Origin of the sequence: Bradymonas sediminis (genome assembly GCF_003258315.1) — a bacterium.
GTDB lineage: Bacteria > Myxococcota_A > Bradymonadia > Bradymonadales > Bradymonadaceae > Bradymonas > Bradymonas sediminis.
On sequence record NZ_CP030032.1, the window covers coordinates 3641267 to 3662264 of the forward strand.

The following is a 20998-nucleotide window of genomic DNA, read 5'->3' on the forward strand; positions in this document are numbered from 1 at the left end:
ATGGCCGCCCGGGCTTTATTATGCGCGCGCCCGCTCGTTAAACCCCGCGGGGCGCCGCGTCGGGCTCCGCGCCGAGCAGGTGATAGATTCCGACCGCGGTCAGGCTTATCAGATGGGTGAGCGGAAAGATCCACGGGGCATACGCCGGCCAGACCATCGCAGCGACCGCCCCCAACACATAGCCGGGCACCCCGAAGAGCAGGCGAGAGTCGATATTGATGACGATGTAGATGCCGAGCAACGCCACCATCGTCAGGTCGGCGGCCAGGGCGAAGGCGATGGTGCCGGCGCCGAAATACACCCCGACGCGCATCATCAAGGCGAGTAAAATCGGCATCCAGACCGAGGTGACGAGCAGTCGATTGAGGCGGGTGGTGAAGAGGCGTTTTCGAAACACAAAGCAGATGGCGGCCAGCAGAACGACCAACGCGACCTGCCCGCCCACAAGACTCAGCGCGGTCACCTGAACCCCGAGCAGTTGCGGCAAAAGTTGCGGCACGGCGACCGCCAGGGCGATGCCGAACCAGAACTTTGCCTTCGCGCGCCCGGCGACCTTCGGGTCCATCTCGCGGCGCAGCTCCTCAACCTCTTGTTGGCCGCGCTGAAAGCTCTCAAAAGCCGGCTCGACGCGGGCGGCCAGGGCCGGGTTTGGGCGGGGAAGGTCTTCGAGCAAGCGCATCGCGGCGCCGGGGTTGTCGCGCTCGAGCTCGAACTCGATCAACAACTCAAGCGCCTCCTGCAGGGTATTTCGGGCGGTGGGGCCGTCGGGCCACTGGCGAATCGACTCCTCAAGGGCCTGGCGCGCGGCGCCAAAGACCGAATAGACCTGGGCGTTGTCGAGGATGCCGGCGGCGAGCAGGCGGCGAAGCTCGGCGGTTCGCTCCCAGCCGCGCTCGGCCAGGTCCTGGGCGGCCTCGCGCTCGCGAAACGAAATAATCGCCTGGCGAAACGCCTCGATGGACGCATATCGGTCCGCCGGATAGCGGGCCATCGCGCGATTACAAATCTCACCCAATTCGGCCGGCACCGAGGAATCGAAGATCTTCGGCTCGGACTGACTCGCCAAAAAGAACGCCGCCATCGGCGAGTCCTTGCCGTCGTGGGGGACTTCGCCGGTGAGCATAAAATAGAGCAGCCCGCCCATCAAATAGATGTCCGTTTTGGGGCCCGGCGGGTGCGAGAGATTGACCATCTCAGGCGCCATAAACGCCGGCGTGCCCACGACCTCTTCGGCGTTGGCGCGCGGGATGCTCCGGGGGACGCCGTCCTTAAAGGCCACCGCGATGCCCCAGTCGAGCAAATAGACCTCGCCGAAGGCCCCGGTCATGACATTGGCGGGCTTGATATCGCGGTGCACGATGCCCCGGCTGTGGGCGTAGGCGAGGGCCTGGCAGACGTCGATGATGACCTCGAGGTTCGCGTTGCGCTGGGCGGCCCGGGCCTGGCGGTCCAGCCCGTTGAGGCGCTCCTCCAGGGTCTCGCCCTCGATGCGCTTCATCACGACGAAGGGGTTGCCATTGCCGTCGCGCCCGACCAGGTGGATGGGAACGATACCCGGATGCTCCAGGTACCCCATGATGCGCGCCTCGCGCAGCAGCAGGTTGAGCTCGGCCTCGCCGCGCTCCACACTCGTCGGGGTCGCGGCCTGCCCTGCCACGCTCAGCGGCGATTTAAGGGCGACGTCGCGGTGCAGGGTGGTCTGCTCGGCCAGATACACCGCCCCGGCGCCGCCCTCCCCGAGCTGGCGACTCACCCGAAAGAGCGCGCGCGTATCGCCGGGGTCTTTGGTGACGGTGATCAGCGGAAACGGCGTCTCCTTAAGCCAATCGGTGGCGCCAGCGTCCGGGACCTCTCCGCGGATCGTGGACTGAATCGTCGGCGCCTTAGCCACCGCGCGTTTTGAGAGCGCCTCCCGAAAGGCGAGGATTTCAGCAGATGGTGCGTCTTGTGTCATAGCGCTTCTCCGTCGGTCATTGCGCAAGCCCCAGGAGTTGCGGCGACCTATCGACGCCCACCCTTCGCACAGGAGCCGGGGAGGCTATCCCCAAAAATAGATAATCGTCACGATCAACGCCACACAGATGCCCAGTGAGAGCACCGCCAGGAGCAGGCGATTGCGCAGGTGGCTGGACTCAAGAATCGCGGCGGCCGAGGCCTTCTTTTTGCCCGAGACCGTGGCGCGGGTTCCCGCGCTCGTCGGGAGCGAAACGCGCCGGCCTCCGGGGCTATCCAGCGTGTCGGATGAGGGGGCCGCGGGGGTGTCCGCGGGAGGAAGGGTCGCGATGGCCGACGAGAGCCCTTGAGCCCCGACAGGCCGAGGCGCGACGGGCTCGACCGCGCCGGCGTTGCCGACCGGGTTGAGCGCATGACCCCCGACGTGATTTCCGGGCAAGACCACCCCGCGGGCGCCGCGCGAAATCCCGGGGCGCGCGCGCACGCCGGAATCGGTCGCGGTCAACTCAAGCAGCCCGGTTTCGGTGGGTCCGACGCCCTCCATCACCTTCTCGAACGCCGCGATGGCGGCGTCGGCGTCGCTGAATCGATCGTTTCGATCTTTAGCCAGGCAGGTTTGAACAAAGCCCTGCAAGCCCGGGGGGACCTCGAATTTTCGCCGAAGGTTCAGCGCGGGAATCGGCGCCACCTGATGCAGCCGCACCATCTGCTGGGGAATGTGGGTGACATAGGGGAGCTGGCCGCAGAGCATCTCGTAGAGGATGCAGCCGAGCGCGTAGATGTCGACCTGCGGGCCGATGCCCCCAAGCTCGCCGCGGCATTGCTCGGGGCTCATATAGGCGGGCGTGCCAAAGAGCGCGCCGGCACGGGTCAACTGATCTTCGTCATTCTGCAGCAACTTCGCGATCCCGAAGTCCAGGACCTTCACGATCTGCTCGCCGGTGTGAAAACGGTAGGAGAGCACGATATTCTCGGGCTTGAGGTCGCGGTGCACGATGCCCAGCGTGTGCGCCTCGCGCAGTGCCGCCAGGATCTGGCGGGTAATCTCGACAATCGCGTCGAATTTCAGGCCGCGGTGGATGGCTTTATGCAGCGAGAGCCCGGCCACGTATTCCATGGCCATATACATAAACTCACCGTCGGCTCCCATGCCGAAGTCGTAGACGGTGACGCAATTGGGGTGGGAGAGCTTGCCCAGGACGCGCGCCTCCTGGACGAAGCGGGCCTGGGCGGCCTCGCGCTCCTGGAGCGAGCCGCTTCGCCCCAGCGCGTTCTGCAGCAGCGTCTCGGAGCGAAATATCTTAATGGCCACGTCGCGGTCCACCTGCTCCTGGCGCGCCCGATAGACCGTGCCCATCGACCCGCGCCCCAGAATGGAGCTGATAATAAAACGCCCCGCGATACAGCGACCCAACATGGGGTCGTCTTTATCCGAGGCATAAACCGCGTCGTCGACGAGATAGAATCCGTCGCCGCTCGGGCATTTTGCGAGCAAGGTTTCGCTTTTTGTTTCGCAATGCGGACAGACTGCCATGGGACGAGGACCCGCGCTAAAAGAGACTCAAACGACGTCACTTAGTGTCGCATATCCTCGCCCAATAAAACAATACAATCCGCATCGCGAAATATATTTTGCGCCGCCAACTTTAGGCGTTCGGGCCGAACCCGAGCACGATATAGCCGCCGGACTTCTCGTCTTTCTCCAGCTCAAGCAGGTCCTGCTCCTTGGCCTCCTCGAGCAGGTGGCTGAAGTTGCGGAAGCCGTAGAAGGTCTCGGAGAAGTGGGGGCGCTTGCGCTTGAGGGTTTGCTTGACCAGCGAAGCCCAGACGTTGGAGTCGCGCTCGCGAAACAGCGCTTCGACCTGCGCCAACACGATCTCGATGGCCTCCTCTTTGGAGCCACCTTTGGAGGCCGCCGACTTCTTGGAGTCGTCCTCATTGGCGCCGGTATTGGCGGCGTTGGCCGGCGCGCTGGTGGAGCTTGCGCTGGCCTGGCTTGCTTTGCTGCTCTTGCTGGCGCGCCGGCTGCTGCCGGATTCGCTGCGCCCCGAGGACTTCGGCGAGCTGGACTTATCGCTGGACTTCGAGCGGTTCGAGGACTTCGAGCGGTGCGACGTCGAGCTCTTCTTTTTCTCGCGGACCAGGTCGTCGTAATAGATATATTCGTCGCAGTTCTCCACCAGCAGGTTGCTGGAGGTATGCTTCACGCCGATGCCGATGACGCGCTTGTTATTCTCGCGCAATTTACTGACCAGCGGCGAGAAGTCGCTGTCGCCGGTGAGGATGGCGAAGAGGTCGACGTGCTCGTTGCTATAGCAGAGGTCCAGGGCGTCGACGACCATGCGGATGTCGGCGGAGTTTTTGCCCGAATAGGACACGTGGGGCACCTCGATCAACTCGAAAGAGGCTTCGTGCAACGGCTTCTTAAGCGAGGCGTAATTGGACCACTCGCAATACGCCTTTTTGACGATGACGTTGCCCTTGTCGAGCAAGCGCTCCAGGACGAGCCCGATGTCGAGTTCGCCGTATTTTGCTTCGCGGACCCCGATGGCCACGTTTTCCAGGTCAGCAAAAATAGCGATATTGGGCGTGCGTTCATAAGGTTGGTTCATACTAATTTTCCTCGATTAATTGGGCGCCCGCTGAATTTATAAAGTGTTGGGGCGGACGCAGGGGCCGAGTCGAGCGCGAGTTCAACGGGATTGTCGAGCATTCTCGATCTAAATATTCCCTTGTATTGTCTGCGAGTTCATGCTGAAAACACGCGATTCTCATCCCAGCAGACCATCCTCCAGCATGAGGCTGAGGGGCTGCTGAGTGGGAAACGTCGTAGACAGCACATCGTTTCGGCCTCTGTGTCTCGCCTGTGCTGGGTGGAATGTCAACTATAGCCGGAAATAAACCCTCCTGCTGGCACGTTGGCAGCGCAAGCTCGGACCCACATTGGGCGTCCGAGAGTTTTAGGCAGTGTTATTTTATTACTTTTGTAGGAGTTTTGAGTAATGTTGAACAAACGGAATATTGCGTATTTTTGTGCCGCGACCCTCGCCCTTAGCCTCGTGGGCGTTGCAGACGCGGACGCATCGACCGCTCGGCGCAACTCGCTTCAGAACAACCGCCTGATGCTCGACCGCGAAGACGTCTTCGCCTTCCCGCAGTTGGCCACCCAATACGCAAATATGGTTGGCTTTGACTACGCAGCCGGCGCAGAGCAAGGAAACGCGCTGTTGATCATGGGCGACGAGCGCCTCGCCTATGGTGTGTCGATGCATCGCGGCAACCTCTTCGCCTCAGAGATGTACCCCAGCGGCCCGGGCAACGTCCTGGGCGGCCCGAACTCCCCCTTCGGCGGCGCGCTTGCCACATTTGACGCCCGCTCCGGCAATATCGTCGACGTCTTCGCCGGCTTCGATATGGGCGGCGGTCTGCTGGGCGGACGCCTGGTCCTGGGCAACGGTGGCGCCTCCATCAACCCGGCCAACGAAGCCGTGGACGACCAGTCCGCCGGCGAGTTCTACACGGTGCTGCAGGTCGGCTATTCGACCACCGGCCACCTGGCGATTGACACCGCGCTAAACCTGAACTTCTCGACGATGAGCGTCGATGTTGGCGACGAGACGCCCCTGTCGGGCACCCATATCGGCGTCGGCCTGGACACCCGCGGTATCTATGAGATGCGCGGACAGATGGACTTCGGCTTCGTCGGTGGCCTGGCATTCCAGAACACCGGCGTTGACCGTGACGTCGCGGGAACGACGACCTCCTCCGGCGAGATGGCCTTCGCCATCCAGGCAGGCGCAGGCCCCGTCTGGCAAATCGACTCCAAGCGCGCTGCGCCCGTCGAGGGCGAGACGACCGCCGCGGTGAGCGAAGGTCTTGGAACGACCATCGCAGCCTACGGTATCCTCGGCTATGAGATGACCAGCACCGACCCGGACGACAGCCAGGACAACGACGGAAGCGGCACCTATGGCGTCCTGCTGCCGGGCGTCCAGCTCGCCGCCGACATCGAACTCTTCGATTGGCTCTACTTCCGCAGTGGCGCTCAGTATCGCTGGGCCATCGCCGGAAATAGCAGCGAGACCACCGACGGCGACGACACCAGCTCGCTGCGTGGCCCGGGCGCAACCCCGGCAGGCTATGGCGACGGCTTCGGCTGGAGCACCGGTCTGGGCGTGAAAGTCGGCGACTTCACCTTCGACGGAACGCTGGCCAATAGCTTCGTGCTCAACGGCCCGAACTTCATCGGCGGCGGAAGCGGATTCCTGACCACCGCGTCGGCTGAGTATACCTGGTAATCGCCTGGCGATGACCGACGTATAAGATGAACAAAAGAAGCGCCGCTCGACATCGAGCGGCGCTTCTTTTTTTACCTCAAACCTACGCCCATTTGGGCCAGGCGCTCAGTCGGGCGACCCGTCGTTTTTGACGGCCTCGATGCGCGCGTAGATCTCGGATTTACGCACCTCGAAGAGCTCAGCCAGCACGGCCTTGATGCCGCGCGGGCGCATGCCCTCGGCGAGCAACTCGCGGATCTTTGCGTCGATCTGCGCCTCGATATCGGCGTCCTCATCGGCCGGCACGAAGGGGGCGAGGATGACGACGAATTCGCCGTAGATCTCGGGGCGATCGGCCAGGTCGGCGCGCACCTCGGCGCAGCTTCCGCGCAGGTACTCCTCGTGCATCTTCGTCAACTCGCGCGCCGCGCAGACCTCGTGCGCGGGGCCGTAGACCGCCTCGACATCGGCCAGCAAGCCGAGGACGCGCCGCGGTGATTCATAGAGGATGACGGTGACGCCGAGGGCGCGCAGCGCGCCGAGGCGCTCGGTGCGCGCGCGCGTTTTGCTGGGCAAAAAGCCCTCGAAAAAGAAGCGGTTGGTCGGCAGGCCCGCCGCGCTCAGCGCCACCATCGCCGCCACCGGTCCGGGGAGCGCGCTGACCGGGTGTCCCGCCTGCGCGGCGGCGCGCACGAGGCGGTAGCCCGGGTCCGAGATGGTCGGCGTCCCGGCGTCCGACACGAGCACCACGGTGTCACCGGCGGCCAAATTCCCGAGCAATTCGGGGATGCGCTCGGCGGCGTTATGCTCGTGATAGCTCACGAGCCGGGGCACCCCATCGACGCGCGCGATGCCGAGTAATCCCAGCAACTTCCCGCTATGGCGGGTGTCCTCACAGGCGATGATATCGGCGCCGGCCAGCGCCTGGCGCTGGCGCGCGGTGGCGTCTTCAAGGTTTCCGATCGGCGTCGGGCATACGATGAGCATAACGGTCTCTTCCTACAAATCGGTGTTCATTCAGGTTTCGGCGCCGGCGGCGGCGCTCCGGGCTGCGGTCAGCGCCGCAACAAAAAAGGACGTCCCCGATACAGGCGGGACGTCCTTTTTTCAAACTCAGCGCGACTCGATTAGCCGATGGTCAGGCCAAGGGACTCACGAATCTGGAAGTACTCATCGCTGATGGCGAAGAGGACCAGCTCCTGGACGCGCTCTTTGACCGTGGCCTTGCCGATCGGGTTGATGTCGTTGCTGATGCAGCTGACGGCCTCGTGCAAATCGCCGCACATCACCAGACCCATGCGGATCGAGGTATGCTCGACCTGGGTGAGCCAATCGGACAGGTCCGGGTTCACCTTCAGCGCGAGGAATTGCTTCATATTCTTCTGCATCATCGAAATCATCTGCGGCGGCATGGCCTGCAGCTCACGGATGATCTCGGCGCCGGGCTGGCCGATCTGGGCGCCCAAGCCCAGGCTCGGGTCGGTCATATGCATCGCGGCCATGAACATCAGCTTGAGGTTCTCGGTCGGGTAGCCGACCGACCCCAGATAATGCTCCGGGCGCATCCAGCACAGGCGCTTGGCGATCATGAATGCCAACTCACGGTCGCCCTTACCCTGGGTCATATCGGCGCCGATGATGACCGTCGGCACCTCTGCGTTCGCGTTACGAATACCCAGGGCGGCGTCACGCTTGAGGTAGACCTCGGGAGCGGGGACGAGCGCCTGGGTGCGCGCGGCGTATTTGTAGATCTTGCAGAACGGCATCTGCTGGTCCAGGTCGAGCTTATCCTTGCGCGGATGCACGCCCCAGGTGGCCTTGAGTTTGCGCGAATAATAGCCGCGCAAGCCCTGCCCGATGATGCTCATGATATAGGTGATCAGGATATTCTGCTCGTTGCGATACAGCAGACGATAGGTCTCCTGCTTGAATTGCCCACGCGCGGCGGGCAGATTCTGGCCGAGGTATTGGCGGTAGAATTTCTCCTCCTGCTCGTTGGCGCGCTTCAGGTAGCTCAACGCCGCCGACATGCACCAGGCCTTGTCGTATTCCTTGCCCTGGATATAGGCGCGGAACAGGGCACGGTAGCTCTCGGTGCGGAAGGGGTCGTGCTTGATGAGCTCTTTGTGCTGCTCGGCCGCCCCCTGCGGGTCGTCGGCCTTCTTCTCGTAGAGCTCCGCCAAGATCAGGCGCATCTTGGTGTCGGCCGGGTTGATCTTCAGGGCGGCGTCGTACGCGCCGATGGCGCTCTGAACGTGCCCCAGTCGGCTTCGGTAGATCTCGCCAAGACCGCTCCACAGCAGCACCTTAACGTTCTCCATGGTGCCGTCGTCGTTGTCCCGGATACGGGCCAACATGCGGCGATAGGCGCGCTCGAGCTCTTTCCACTCGCGCGCGGCGGTCAGAAGTCGGTCGATGCCCTCGAAGGCCTTGAAGAGCTTGACGTTGCTGTTGAGCGCCTCGTCGAAATACTTCACTGCCTCCATTGGGTCGCCAATCTGGTCGCGGAAGAGCACGCCGACGGCGTAATTCATCTGCGCAACCTTGGCCGGCTGGGTCTGCAGCTCGATGAGTCGGTTGAGAATATCGACCGCCTCGATCCACTGCTGCGACTGGGTATACAGCTTGAGCAGCTTGTCCAGGACGAGCATGCTCTTCTCGTCGATGGCCAGCGCCTCGTTATAGACGCCCACGGCGCGGTTGAAGTCGCTGAGCTGCTGGGTCAGCAAGTCGCCCATACGCGTCAGCATCGCGAAGCGCAGCGACGGGTCGGTCTCGGTCGCCAGCAGGCGACGCGAATACTCGACGACCTGCTCCCAATTTTGCTGCTCGTCGTACAATTCCACCAGCGCGGTGAGCACCGAGCGGTCCTGGCCGTCGATATCGAGCGCCTTGATATAATACTCGATGGCGCGACGGTTCTCGCCGAAGCTGCGGCGGATGTCACCGCAGCGACGGTAGAGCTCGACCTGAGCGTCGTCGTCGAGCTTGTCGAGGTGGTGGAACTCGAGGTTATCAAAGACCGCAGCGGCCTTCTGGTAATCCTCGCGCATAAACAGCAGGTGCCCGAGGCCCTTGAGGGTCTCGAAGTCAGCGGAGTCAATCTCGTAGGCTTCACGATAATTGAACAGCGCCTTCTCCTGCATCTCCAGGCGCATGAAGGTCTGCCCGGCGCTCAGATACAGCGCGTGCAACTTCTCGGGGTCTGCGTCGGCGCGATTCGCCTCCTCGATGACGATCTCGAGCAGCGGCACCGCGCGCTCCCATTTTTGCTCACGGATATACATCTCAATGAGCGGCTCGGCGGCGGCGACGGTGCGCGAGTTATTCTCCAGCGCTGCCTCATAATAGTTGAGGGCGCTGACCTGGTCGTCGAGTTCGCGGTCATATAGCGTACCGATCTCGGCCAGGTAATCGGCCTTCTCGTCGAGGTCGCGCGAGGCATCTTCGGCCAGCTTAAGCACCCGAATAAAGGGCTGCCACTCGTGCTTGCGCCCCGAGATGCGACGCATCGCGCCAATGGACTCGGCGTGGCCGGGGACCAACTCAAGCGCCGACAGATACCCGTCTTCGGCGCGGGCGTCGTCCATGAGTTGGTGCTCGAGGATCTCGCCGATACGCGCGTAGATCTCGGCGCGCTCGGCGTTGTCGCCGACCAGATTCACCAGGCGACCGTAGGAGTCAACCGCGGCCTCATAGGCTTCGGTCTGCTCCTGGAGCGTGGCCAATTCCATATAGGCGTTGGCCTGGCGCGGGTCGAGCTGGACCGACTGGTCGAAGGCTTCGATGGCGCCGTGCGGGTCGTCGAGGTTATCGCGGCGCACGCGCGCCAACTCATTGAGCAGTTCGACCCGCTCGGCGTCGACGCGCTCGAACTCGGCGTGACGCGCCAGCACCTCGGCCAGGTCGAACCAACGCGCCTCGTTGCGATACAGGCGTTGCAGGTTCGACACGGCGCCGACGTTCTCCGGCTGGACCACCAGGATATTGTGGTAGGCCTCGACCGCGGCGTCGACGTTCTCGAATTGCTCCTCGTTAATGGCGGCCAATTTGCCGTAGATCGCGACCTGTTCTTCCGGGTCGTGCGACAGGCCGAGCGACTGCTCATTGATGTCGAGCAATTCGTTCCACTGCTCGGTCTGCAGGTACAGGCGCTCAAGGGCCTTGAGCGACGGCGCGTGCGCCTGGTCGACGGTGAGCACCTCGCGGTACGCGTCGATGGCCGAGTAGGGATCCTGCAAGGACTGCTCGTAGATCTCGGCGATGCGCACCCGGATCTCGACGATGGCGTCGGGGTCATAGGTCGACTCGCATTTCTGCGCGAGGATATCGATGAGCTCTTGCGAGCGATCGTAGGCCTCGAAGAGTCGCTCAAGACTCTCCATGGCGAGGATGTCGGTGTCGTCGATCATGAGGATCTGACGGTAGGCATCGACCGCCTGGTCGATGTCGCCCATCTGCATCTCGCACAGCTCACCGAGGCGGCGCCACAGGTCGATCTGCTCGTCGGCCATGCCGGTGAGCTCGATGCGCTTGCGGATGATGTCGGCCATCTCGGGCCACGCCGCGAGTTGCTGGTACAGCGCCTCGAGCTTCTCAAGAATCTGGACGTTATCCGGCGTGATGCCCATCGCGCGACGCAGGTGATAGACGGCGTCGTCGGGCTGGTTGAGCTTGTCGGCGTACCAATAACCCACCTTGCGGCGAAGGTCGGCGGCGTCGAGCCCCTCGTCCATCTCACCCAGGATGCCATTGGCGCGCTCGACCAACTCGCCCCACTGGTTGGTCTCTTCGGCGAGGCGCTCAAGGTCGGCCCCAAGCTGCTCGTCGTCGAGCGTGGCCGGACCGTATGCGGACAGAAGCACCAGCAGTGCGTTGTCGGGCTGACCGAGGTGCTGCTCGAAGACGCGCGCGGCGTTTCGCAGCGTTTCAGTACGCTCGAAGGGGTCGCTGTCGACCATCTCGGCGCGCGTCAGATACAGCTCGACCAGACCCTGGAACGCGGCCGGATCGCCCTGGCTGGTGTAGATGCTCTCCAGCGCGCGACCCGCGTGCATATGAGTCGGGTCGATGTCGAGGATCTGCTGATAGAACGTGATCGCGCGGGTCGGCTCCACCAATTTGTGTTCCCAGATATCGGCAATCTGGGTCAAAATATCAATGCGCTCGTCCTCGTCTTCGACGCGGTCGACCTTGATCTCAAGGACCTGCGCGGCTTCAAGCCACATGCCCTCTTGCAGGTACAGGCGCTCGAGGTTCTCCAGCGCGAGCTCGTTGCCCGGCTCGATCGCCATGACGTTCTTCCACGCGTTAATCGCATCTTGCGAGTCCATGAGCATGTCGCCCTGGACCTCGGCCAGCTCGATCCACAGCGACAGCTTGCGCTCGCCGGGGACGTCTTCGTGCTCGATGAGCCGGCCGAGCATCTCGGCCAACTCGGGGTAGTCGGCCTGGCGGGTATAAATTCCGCGCAGCGACTCCAGCGCCGGCAGGTGCATCGGGTCGATGGCCAGCGTATTTCGCCACGCGTCCTGCGCCTGCACTTCGTTGTCGAGCTTGTCCTGCCAGATGACGCCGAGGGACTCGTGCAACACGAGCTTCTCGCGCGGATTCTCGGTAAGATCAACCTGCTGCTCGAGCACGCGCACCAGGTCATCGAAGCGCTCTTCGTTGAGGTAGAGGCGCTGCAACTCGCTCAGGGCGTCGAGGTCGGTCGGGTCGATCTTGAGGATCTCATTCCACAGGTCGATGGCGTCGTTGGGGCGCCCGAGCATCTCTTCGGCGAGGTTCGCCATGCGCGAGAAGAGCTCGATTTTAATCTCCGGCTCGTTCGTGTTCTCAACGCGACGCTGCAGAATATCAAAGAGCTCCTGCCATTGCTGGTGCTCCAGGTGGATCCGCTCAAGGCGCAGCAGCGACTCTTCGTGCGTCGGACGCACGTCGAGCACCTTGCGGTAGGTGTCGACCGCGTTGCGCGGGTCATCGAGATTATTCTGATAAATCGTGGCCAGACGGAAGCTCAGCTCGACGATCGCCTCTTCATCGTAGACGCCGTCGATGCGGCGCTGGAGGATGACCGCCAGGTCGGCGTAACGACGGTTATCTTCATAGATGCGGTCGAGCGCTTCGAGCGCCTGCGGCTCGCTGGGGTCGGTCTCAAGCGCCTGCAAATAGGCGTTCTCGGCTTCCTGCGAGTTATGCAACTTCTCGTCGAGCACCCGGGCAAGATTGAGCCACAGCGCCAGGGCGTCCTCGGGGTCGAGGTCCTCTCGGCCAAGCGCGTCCACGTAAAACCCGGCGGCTTCGGGCCAGGCATTGGTCGTCACGGCGAGCTCGTCGATCAGCGCCAGCACCTCGGGGTCGTCGGGCTTCTCAAAGAGCGCGGCGCCGTAGGCGCTGAGCGCGCGCGGCTTATCCTCAAGCTCGTGCAAGAGAATGCGCCCCACGTGCATCAACATCTCGTGGCGCTGCAGGTGGTCGCTGACCATCTCCAGGCGCTGCAGGTAGATCTCGACCAGCTTCTCGTGCTGGCCCTTCTCCAGATAATGCGGCTCAAGGATATCCGAGATGCGCTGAACGGCCTGGCCGGACATAAACATCTGCTCAAGCGACTGAATCGCCTGCGGATTATCGGGGTCCTCCATCAACACGGTCTGATAGACGTCGATGGCGTCATCGGGCTGGTCCAACGCTTCCTGGTGCAACATACCCAGGCGCAGGCGCAGCTCGAGGGCGTCCTGCGGCTCCTTGCTGGCGTAGATGCGCGTGCTCAGGATGCCGGCGAGGTTCTCCCACTGGCCTTCGCGCTGATAGAGGCGGTCAAGGGCCAGCACCGCGGTCTCGTTATCGGGCTCAGCGTCGACGACCGCGAGGAAGCGCTCAATCGCCATCTCGCTATCATTGAGTTCTTCCTCATAGATGCGCGCGATTCTGAGCTGAAGCTCGGTGATGGCGTCCGGAGACGTGGTCTCATAGAGCGCGTCATCCAGGCGAACAATCAAGACTTCCCAGGCGTGCATCTCGCGCGCCAGGCGCTCGAGATTCTCAAGCACATCGCGGCGTCCCGAGTCCACGCTCAACGCGCTGACGTGAGTGCCGAAGGCGTTCTGCGGGTCTTGCAATTCCTGCTCGTAGATACGCGCGACTTCGGCGTAAAGCGCGAGTTTGCGCTCCGGCTCAAGGCTCGCGTCGATGAGCAATTTATACACATGGACGAGCTTCTCCCACTCACCGGCGGCCTCGTAAATCGGCTGCAGAACCTCACCGGCTTCGACCTCCTGCTCACCACGGGTGATCAGGCCTTCGAGGGCCTCGGTGGACTCCTGGTGGGTCGGGTCGTCGGCCAGAATATCGCGGTAGACTTCGATGGCGCGAATGGTGTCGCCCAGCTCAAGCTCCCACAGTCGACCGACGCGGAAGCGCAGGTCGAGCTTGTCGGCGTCGAGCGCGACCAGTCCAATCTCGCTCTCGAGGGTCTCGAGGAGCTCGGTCCACTGCTCGGTCTCAGCGTATAGCTCGTCGAGTTTCTCCCAGGCGGCGAGTTCACTCGAGTCGATCTCGAGGATCCCGCGGTAGGTCTCGATGGCCTCAAACGGCGCGTCCAGGTGCTCGCGATAGATCGGGCCCATCGCGTAGAGCAGGTCTTTTTTGGACTCATCATTCTCGGCGAGGTCGAGCTTGATGCGGTAGATTTCAAGCAGATCGTTCCAGCGCTCAAGGTCGGTGAAGATCACCTCAAGGCGGTCGATCGCGTGGGCGTCGGCGGCGTCCACCTCGAGCACGGCGCGGTAGACATCCACCGCGTCGGCGGGACGGTCGAGGACGTCCTCAAAGATCGTCGCGGCCTGGTAGAGCAGGTTCTTCTTATCTTGCTCTGCTTCGACAAGTTCGGCCTTCGCCACCAGAATATCGACGAGCTCTTCGTAGTCGCCGAGCTCCCGGTATTGAGCCTCGAGCGCTTCAACCGCCTCAAGGTCATCGGGGAAGAGTTGCTGAACCTGGCGCAACAAAAGGCTCGCCTCGGCCGGCTGCTTAAGCGGGTCGATCGAGATGCGCGCGGCGCGCCACAGAAGGTCGCTCTTGGTCCTGGGGTCGGGCTGAGCGTCGGCCTCGCGCTCGAATTGAGTCGCCAGCGGCTGCCAGAAATCCTCGGCTTCGGCGAGGCGGTAAAGATTCTCAAGCGTGCTCTCGTTCTCGACGTCGTCGCTCAGCGCCTTGGTATAGGTGGCGAAAGCGTCGTCGGCGCGACCGGCCTGAACCTCGTGAAGCTCAGCGACGCGATGGCGAAGCGCCACACGCTGCGCAGGGTCGTCGCTATCGGCGACCTGCACGTCGAGCGCGCGGATGAGTTTCTCGTGGTTACCCTGCTCGATATGCAGCGGCTCAAGGATGCGGCTGGCGCGCCCGGCGGGGGCGTCGTCAAGCTCCAACATCTGCTCAAGCGCGTCGAGGGCGTCGGCGTTGGTCGGCTCGTTTTGCAAGACCTCTTCGTAGAGATCGACGGCCTGGTCGACCTCTCCAAGGTGGTCGTAGCTAAGCGCGGCGAGGCGATTCTTGACGCCGTTTTTGGCGTCTTCGTCGACCAACTCAAGCTCCGCGCGCAGGTTATCTGCGAGCGCGTCCCACTCTTCTTGCCCGCGGTACAGATCACCAAGGATCTCAAGGGCGCGAAGGTTGTGAGGGCGCTGCTCGACCATGGCCTGAAGCACCGAAATCGCCTGCTGCGGGTCGTCGAGCAGACGCTCCCAAACCAGGGCAATCTTGAACTGCAGGGCTTCGGATTCATCTTGACCGTCGGCGAGTTTTAGCTCCATCTCGTAGACGTCAAGCAAGGCACGCCATTGCTCGGTGTCGGCGTAGAGGCCCTCCAACTCGCTCAGCGCGCGGGTCGAATCGGCGCGAATCTCGAGCACTTCGTGATAATATTTCTGCGCGGTGTCGCTGTCTTCGAGGCGCTCGTAATAGGTCTCGCCAAGGTCGAAGAGATACGCGATACGAAGCTCATCGGATTCGATCTTCGGCAGTTGAGCCTCGAGCAATTCGATCAGCTCTTCCCAACGGTCGACCGGACCAGCGATGCGACGCAATTGGGTGCGCGCAAGTTCGTTCTCGGGCTGCAAACTCAGCAGTCGCGCGTAGGTATTGAAGGCGTCGTCGTGGGCCGCGAGCTCCTCCACCTGAATGGTCGCGATGCGCTCATAGAGCACCACGCGCTGGGCATCGTCGGCTTCCTCGACCTGGATCTCGAGCACGTCAATGAGGTGATTCCACTGTCCCTGGACCTCATAGACCGGGGCGAGGGACTGAGCGGCCTGATTGCGATAGGCGTCAGCGCTCAGATACTCCTCGATCGCGCGCGCAGCGCCTGAATGCAGGGGACGCCACGAGAGCGCCAAGCCGAGCACTTCGAGCGCCTCGGCGTCCTCGCCGAGGTGATTCTGGCAAACCTCGCCAAGCTCGAAGCGAAGCGCCACGAGCTGCTCGATTTCGGATTCAAGGTAGACCTTTCCGTCGCGCACGACTTCGTCCGCGGCGAACTCTCCCTCGGTATCTTCGACCGTCGAAATCGCGTCGAGCGCGACTTCGCTGGCCTCATTCAGAAGTCCGGATTCGCTGAGGTCACCGTTGGGCGCGTCGAAGTCCGAACCGTCGATGTCAGCGGCCTCGAGTTCGCCCGAGAGCACCTCGGCCTCGACCTCGACCTCTTCGGCCTTCGAGCCGCCGTCGGCGAGCGCCGTCGGTCCAGCCAGGAAGGTGCGGGTGTCGAGCAACGCCGGGCGCGAGGCCTGACGGGCTTCGGCGCGCGCTTCGATAAGCTCAATCTCACGACGGATAATGCCGGCGAGGTCATCAAAAGACTCCTCGGCCGCATAAAGTCGGTGCAATTCAGCGAGCGTATTCTCGTTCTCCCCGTCGAGCTCAAGCGCTTCGCAGAGCCGCTCGATCGCGGTGTCGGTATCACCTGCCTGGACTTCGGCGATATTCGCCATCCCCTGCAAAATGCCCACCTTATCGCTGACCGAATCGGTGAGTCCGAGGCGACGGCGATACACGCTCATCAACTCGTCCCAACGCTCGGCGCGTCGGTAGATCGACTCCACAGCCGCCAGGGCCTCGAGGCTATCCTCTTCTTCGTCGAGCACCGCGTTGAATTGCACCAACGCAGCGTCCAGGTCGTTAAGTTGCTCCGAGAGCACGGTGCCCAGGCGCATCCGAAGGTGCAGACGCGCCTCGTCGGACAGCTCGGTCTCGAGCGCGCGCGAGTAGGTATCGCTAAGCGCCTCATAGACGTCGGCCTTGGCAGCGGCGCCCTCCAACGAAACGATCACATCCTGGGCCGAAGGGTCATCTTTGAAGGCCTCGGCGTACCAGCGGAATGCGCCGGGCGCGTCGTCAAGATTCTCGCCGTGCAGCGCGGCCAGCTTAAGCTGATACTCGCGGCGCTCTTCGGCGGTCTCGCGGTTCTCGAGGATGATCTCGTAGCAATCTTTGAGGCGGGCGAAGTCTTCTTTTTCGCGCGCGATCGGCTCCAATTGCAGGGCCGCGTTCTCGTTGCGCGGGTCCGCTTCAAGCACGCGCTCCAGGTCGCGCTCCGCGCGGCCGGTATCCTCGAGCACATCGCGCCAGATACGCGCAGCGCGCAGCAGCAACTCGATCTTGGTCTCGTCTTCTTTCGACGTGCCGGCCAGCGTTTCGAGCACGCGGACCAGGTCCTGATGGGCGTCGTAGTCGGCGTAGAATGCCTCGAGCGCATCCCAATCCTGATTCTCGATATACAGACGCTCAAGCGCCTTGCGGGCCTTGAGGTCATCGCGGTCAATCTCCAGGGAGTTCTTCCATGCGGAGATCGCGCGCTCCGGGTCCTCGAGGCGGTCCGAGCAGAGCATCCCAAGCTTCTGGAATAGCTTCATTTTCTCGTCATCGCTGTCGAGGTACTCGACCTTTTTCTCGAGCACTTCGGCGAGTTTCTCGTAGTCGCGGCTCTTCTCGTAGAGCGTCTCAAGCGCGTCGAGCGCGCCCGGGTCGTTGGGAGCAAAGCTGCGAACCTCGAGCCACAGTTCGGTCGCGACCTCGGGGTTGCGCAATTTATCCGCGGCCAACTCGGCCACTTCGCGGAAGCCTTCGGCCTTCTGAGCGTCGGTCTCGAAGGTCTCGATCTCTTGCTTGTGCACCTCGATCAGCTTCTCCCAATCGCGACGCTTCTCATACATCTCCTTGAGGAACGCGATGGCGCCAGGGTGGTGCGGGCGAAGCTCAAGGATCGCCTCGTAGGCGTTAATCGCCTCAGCCTGGTTCTTGAACTCCTCCAAGAAGAGCGCGGCGACCTTCTCGTGGATCGCGACGCGCTTGTCATCGGACTTCACCAGAAGCGCCTTGTCCTGCAGCATATTAATCAGCTTGGACCAGCGCTTCTTCTCCTCGTAGATTTCGATCAACGCATCGATCGCCTCGAAATTCTCGGGCTCAATGTCGAGGATTTGGCGATAGGCATTCTCAACCATGGTGTCGCGCTGCATCTTGTCGCGATAAACCATGATCGACTCATAGATGAGATCGAGCTTGTCGGCCTTGCGGTCGTCGCCGAGCTCATCGATCTCTTTCTTGAGCATATCCGCGTACTTGGGCCATTTCTCGTCACGCTTGTAGAGCAACTTGAGACGGTCGCTCACCAGCGGATTCTCGACCTGGCGCTCAAGGCGACGAAGCGCGTCGACCTCTTTGTCGAGGTCATCGAATTTGGCGGCCATATCGGCCATATACCAATAGCTCTCGAAGGCTTTCTCGGCATCACCGAGGCCGTCAAAGTGGTCTTCGGCGGCGCGCTGAAATTTACGCCAGTTCTCACCGGCGATCTCGAGGTCTTCGAGGCCGGCGACCGTGTTGGCGTCGCCGCTTGCCTCGGCGAGCGCGGCAGCCTCGTCATTCTTGTCGAGCTTAAAGAAGGCGATGCGCGCCTGGAGACCCTCGTCGTCGACGACCTCAAAGACGGGCTGCCAGAAGTCGGCGCCCTTCCAGGTATAGCTGGTGTGACGATAGAACTCGGTCGCGATGCCGAGCATGACGGCCGTTTCGAAGAGGTGAAGACCGTCTGCGTTGCCTTCGCGGTGGCGCTCTTCGATACGCGCGGCGCCGACGAGGTCGCAAAGCGCGACGCTGGAGTCGCCGGCCTCGCTGGCCGACGCGACCAGCTCGTCAAAGCGGTCCCGCCAATTGGTTCCGGTTGATTCGGAGAGCTCTTCGAGCTCCACGACCTCTTCGAGTTCAGCGATCTCCTCGACTTCCGCGTCTTCTTCGACCTCGGAAACTTCCGAAACTTCGGAATCTTCAGACACCTCCGAATCCTCTTCGACGTCGGACACCTCAGAAATCTCAGAGACTTCCGAATCCTCTTCGACGTCGGACACCTCAGAAATCTCAGAGACTTCCGAATCCTCTTCGACGTCGGACACCTCCGAGATCTCAGAGACCTCGGACACCTCCGAAGATTCCGCGAGCACATACTCTTCGGGCTCATCTAATTCATCGTCTTCCATCTCGACCGGCACCGCGGGCGGCCCCGCTGCGGGTGCATCTTCGACGAGTTCGTCGTCCAGCACGAGCATATCGTCCAGCTCGAGGGTACCCGGATCATGGCTCGACTCGGCCGCGACGGCAGCGATATCCTCTGCGGCCGATGACTCGTCGGCGTCGAACTCGAACTCTTCTTCGAGCGAGGGCGGCTCGTTGGTGGTCGGAATCTCCTCCAGGAGCATCGCCTCATCCAACTCCATCGTCCCCGGGTTGTCGACGACCGGCCGCGCGTCTTGGGCCGCTTCCTCGACGAATAATTCCTCTTCGACGACCTCGCCGCCCAGCTCGGCGCGCGCGTCCGCATTCTCAGGGTCCAGCGCAATCGCCATCTCAAAGCACTGGGCTGCGCCATCGGCGTCGCCAAGCTGATCGCGATATATTCGCCCAAGCGCCACGGATGCCACCGCCTGGTCGGCAGGGTTATCCGAGGTCTCGACTTCGACATAGAGAAGGCCGGCCAGGGTGGTCCAGTCCTCCTGAGCGCGCGCCATATCCTGGTGCGCCCAGCGCGCCGCGACGTTGGCCGGGTCGAGCTCGAGCGCGTAGCCATATGCATCGCTCGCCTGGTCGGTATCACTGAGGATCCACCCAAGAATGGTGCCCATGCGCAGATACAGTCGGCTCTGATGGCTGGCGTCAGCCGCGTGCTCGAGCGCCTCCGTGAAGAACTCGACCAGCGCCGCATCCTCGCCGCGAAGCGCGAGGTTGAAAAGATGCGCCTCCACCGACACCAGGGTATTCTCGCCGACGTCCAACGCCGCGGCGATATACTCCAAGCTCGCGTCCAGCTCGCCCAGATGTATCGCCGTCAAGCGACCCGCCTCCAGGAGCAGTCGCGCCATCGAGTCAGCATCTTGGCTGCTCTGCGCTTGCTCGTGGAAAACAGAAATCAGGGCCCCCATCTGGTCTGCATACAGCCGTTCAAGTCGTTTGAGCGGCCCCAGATTATAAGGGTTGGCTAGAAGTCGCGAAAGAAGTTCCTGCATCTGTGTCTCACGATTCATGAGCTGTCGTCTTACCTTAGCAAGTCAGTTAAAAGCCCGGTTGGCATTTGGTGCCTCAAAGGGCCTATGCGGCTGGCGCGGATTGCGTTGGAGGATGTATAGCACAGCCCCACCAATACGGGCAATCAATGCCAGGTGGAATAATAGGCGAATATTTTATTTCATGCTTGAATCTACGGGGCAAACGCGAAGCCCGAGATTCAAAAAAAGACGCGTCGCCCGAAATGAATTTCGGGCGACGCGTCTCTAATTTTGCGTGCGAGTCGAAGACGCTTTGATCACTGCTGAGCGACCTCGCTATCGGTGGTTCGAAGGCTTTGAAGCAACCCCTGCGCCGCCTGCCGGCGCGCCGGGTCACTGGCGCGGTTCAGGAAATTCTCCAGCACCTTTATCGCGCCGTCCTTCTGCCCCAGCGAATGCTTGGCGACGGCCAGGTTGAAGGTCGCCGCGACATTCTGCGGGTCCATCTCCAATGCCTTCTCCAGGCTCTTCTCGGCGTCGGCCGGCCGCTTAAGGCTCTGCTCGGCCATGCCGCGGCCCGCGTACAGCTGCGAGGACTCCTGATTATTCAGGATGCCATTCTCATACACGGCCAATGACTTATCGTAGAAGCTAAAGCGCGCGTAGAGGTCGCCGAGCGCGTGATACGCGGCCCCGCCCGGGTCGTCCTTGTCAATCTTCATGCGCGGGTTGGCGCGAATCGACTTCATATAGCTCTCGACCGCTTCGGGATAAGAGCCAATCGCCGCCTGACTCAGGCCCATGCGAAACCAGGCCTTCGCGTGGGTCTCGTCCTTCTGGACGACCTGCTGAAAAGCAGCGACCGCCTGCGAAGCGTCCCCCTTATCAAAGAGCACCGCGCCGAGCTTATAATAGGCGTCGATATTCTCCGGGTCTCGCTTAATCGCCTCGCGATACGAGGCCTCGGCCTCCACCAGGTTATTCACCCGCTGGTAGTATATATCGCCGAGGAATAGCGCCGGTTCGGCATAGGTCGGGTCCTGGTCGCGCGCCAGCTTAAGCTCCTTAATCGCCGTCATCGACTCGCCGGCCTGATAACTCTGCACGCCCTTATTCAGGTGGTCGACCGCGATGGCCCGGTCCTGGTTGCACCCCACCGACACCATCGCAAGGGCAAGCAAGCCCGGGAGGACGAATTTGATCGGAAGACTCATCAGATTTGCGCCAATTACT

The 20998-nt window shown here is 62.3% G+C and carries 7 protein-coding genes; 1 reads left to right on the forward strand and 6 read right to left on the reverse strand.

Going from position 1 to position 20998, the window contains the following annotated elements:
• Positions 1-37: 37 nt before the first annotated feature.
• The 3 genes from DN745_RS13740 to DN745_RS13750 all read right to left on the reverse strand — a co-directional run bounded on the left by DN745_RS13740 (position 38) and on the right by DN745_RS13750 (position 4565).
• On the reverse strand, positions 38-1954 hold the full coding sequence (locus tag DN745_RS13740; RefSeq protein ID WP_111335717.1) for a serine/threonine-protein kinase: 1917 nt from the start codon (positions 1952-1954) through the stop codon (positions 38-40).
• Positions 1955-2038: 84 nt separating this feature from the next.
• On the reverse strand, positions 2039-3448 hold the full coding sequence (locus DN745_RS13745) for a serine/threonine protein kinase (RefSeq protein ID WP_162687674.1): 1410 nt from the start codon (positions 3446-3448) through the stop codon (positions 2039-2041).
• Positions 3449-3599: 151 nt separating this feature from the next.
• Entirely contained in the window at positions 3600-4565 is a 966-nt protein-coding gene (locus DN745_RS13750) for an NYN domain-containing protein (RefSeq protein ID WP_111335721.1), read from the reverse strand.
• A 390-nt stretch (positions 4566-4955) separates the two neighbouring features.
• On the opposite strand from DN745_RS13750, the gene DN745_RS13755 reads away from it, so the two are divergent.
• Positions 4956-6251 carry a hypothetical protein gene (locus DN745_RS13755; protein WP_111335723.1) on the forward strand — a complete coding sequence of 432 codons (1296 nt, stop codon included), beginning with the start codon at positions 4956-4958 and terminating at the stop codon, positions 6249-6251.
• Between the two features lie 105 nt (positions 6252-6356).
• Here DN745_RS13755 and rsmI read toward each other — a convergent pair whose 3' ends face one another.
• The 3 genes from rsmI to DN745_RS13770 all read right to left on the reverse strand — a co-directional run bounded on the left by rsmI (position 6357) and on the right by DN745_RS13770 (position 20979).
• Complete coding sequence (rsmI, locus tag DN745_RS13760; protein ID WP_111335725.1) at positions 6357-7217, reverse strand: 16S rRNA (cytidine(1402)-2'-O)-methyltransferase; 861 nt, start codon at positions 7215-7217, stop codon at positions 6357-6359.
• 140 nt (positions 7218-7357) lie between these two features.
• A complete protein-coding gene (locus DN745_RS13765; protein WP_111335727.1) occupies positions 7358-19804 on the reverse strand; it encodes a tetratricopeptide repeat protein in 12447 nt (4148 codons plus the stop codon).
• A 278-nt stretch (positions 19805-20082) separates the two neighbouring features.
• Entirely contained in the window at positions 20083-20979 is an 897-nt protein-coding gene (locus DN745_RS13770; protein WP_162687675.1) for a tetratricopeptide repeat protein, read from the reverse strand.
• Between the last annotated feature and the right edge of the window lie 19 nt (positions 20980-20998).

Coding starts and splice junctions, on each gene's coding strand:
- DN745_RS13740 (WP_111335717.1), bottom strand. CDS start 1,954: ATGACACAAGACGCACCATCTGCTGAAATCCTCGCCTTTCGGGAGGCG.
- DN745_RS13750 (WP_111335721.1), bottom strand. CDS start 4,565: ATGAACCAACCTTATGAACGCACGCCCAATATCGCTATTTTTGCTGAC.
- DN745_RS13755 (WP_111335723.1), top strand. CDS start 4,956: ATGTTGAACAAACGGAATATTGCGTATTTTTGTGCCGCGACCCTCGCC.
- rsmI (WP_111335725.1), bottom strand. CDS start 7,217: ATGCTCATCGTATGCCCGACGCCGATCGGAAACCTTGAAGACGCCACC.
- DN745_RS13765 (WP_111335727.1), bottom strand. CDS start 19,804: ATGAATCGTGAGACACAGATGCAGGAACTTCTTTCGCGACTTCTAGCC.
- DN745_RS13770 (WP_162687675.1), bottom strand. CDS start 20,979: ATGAGTCTTCCGATCAAATTCGTCCTCCCGGGCTTGCTTGCCCTTGCG.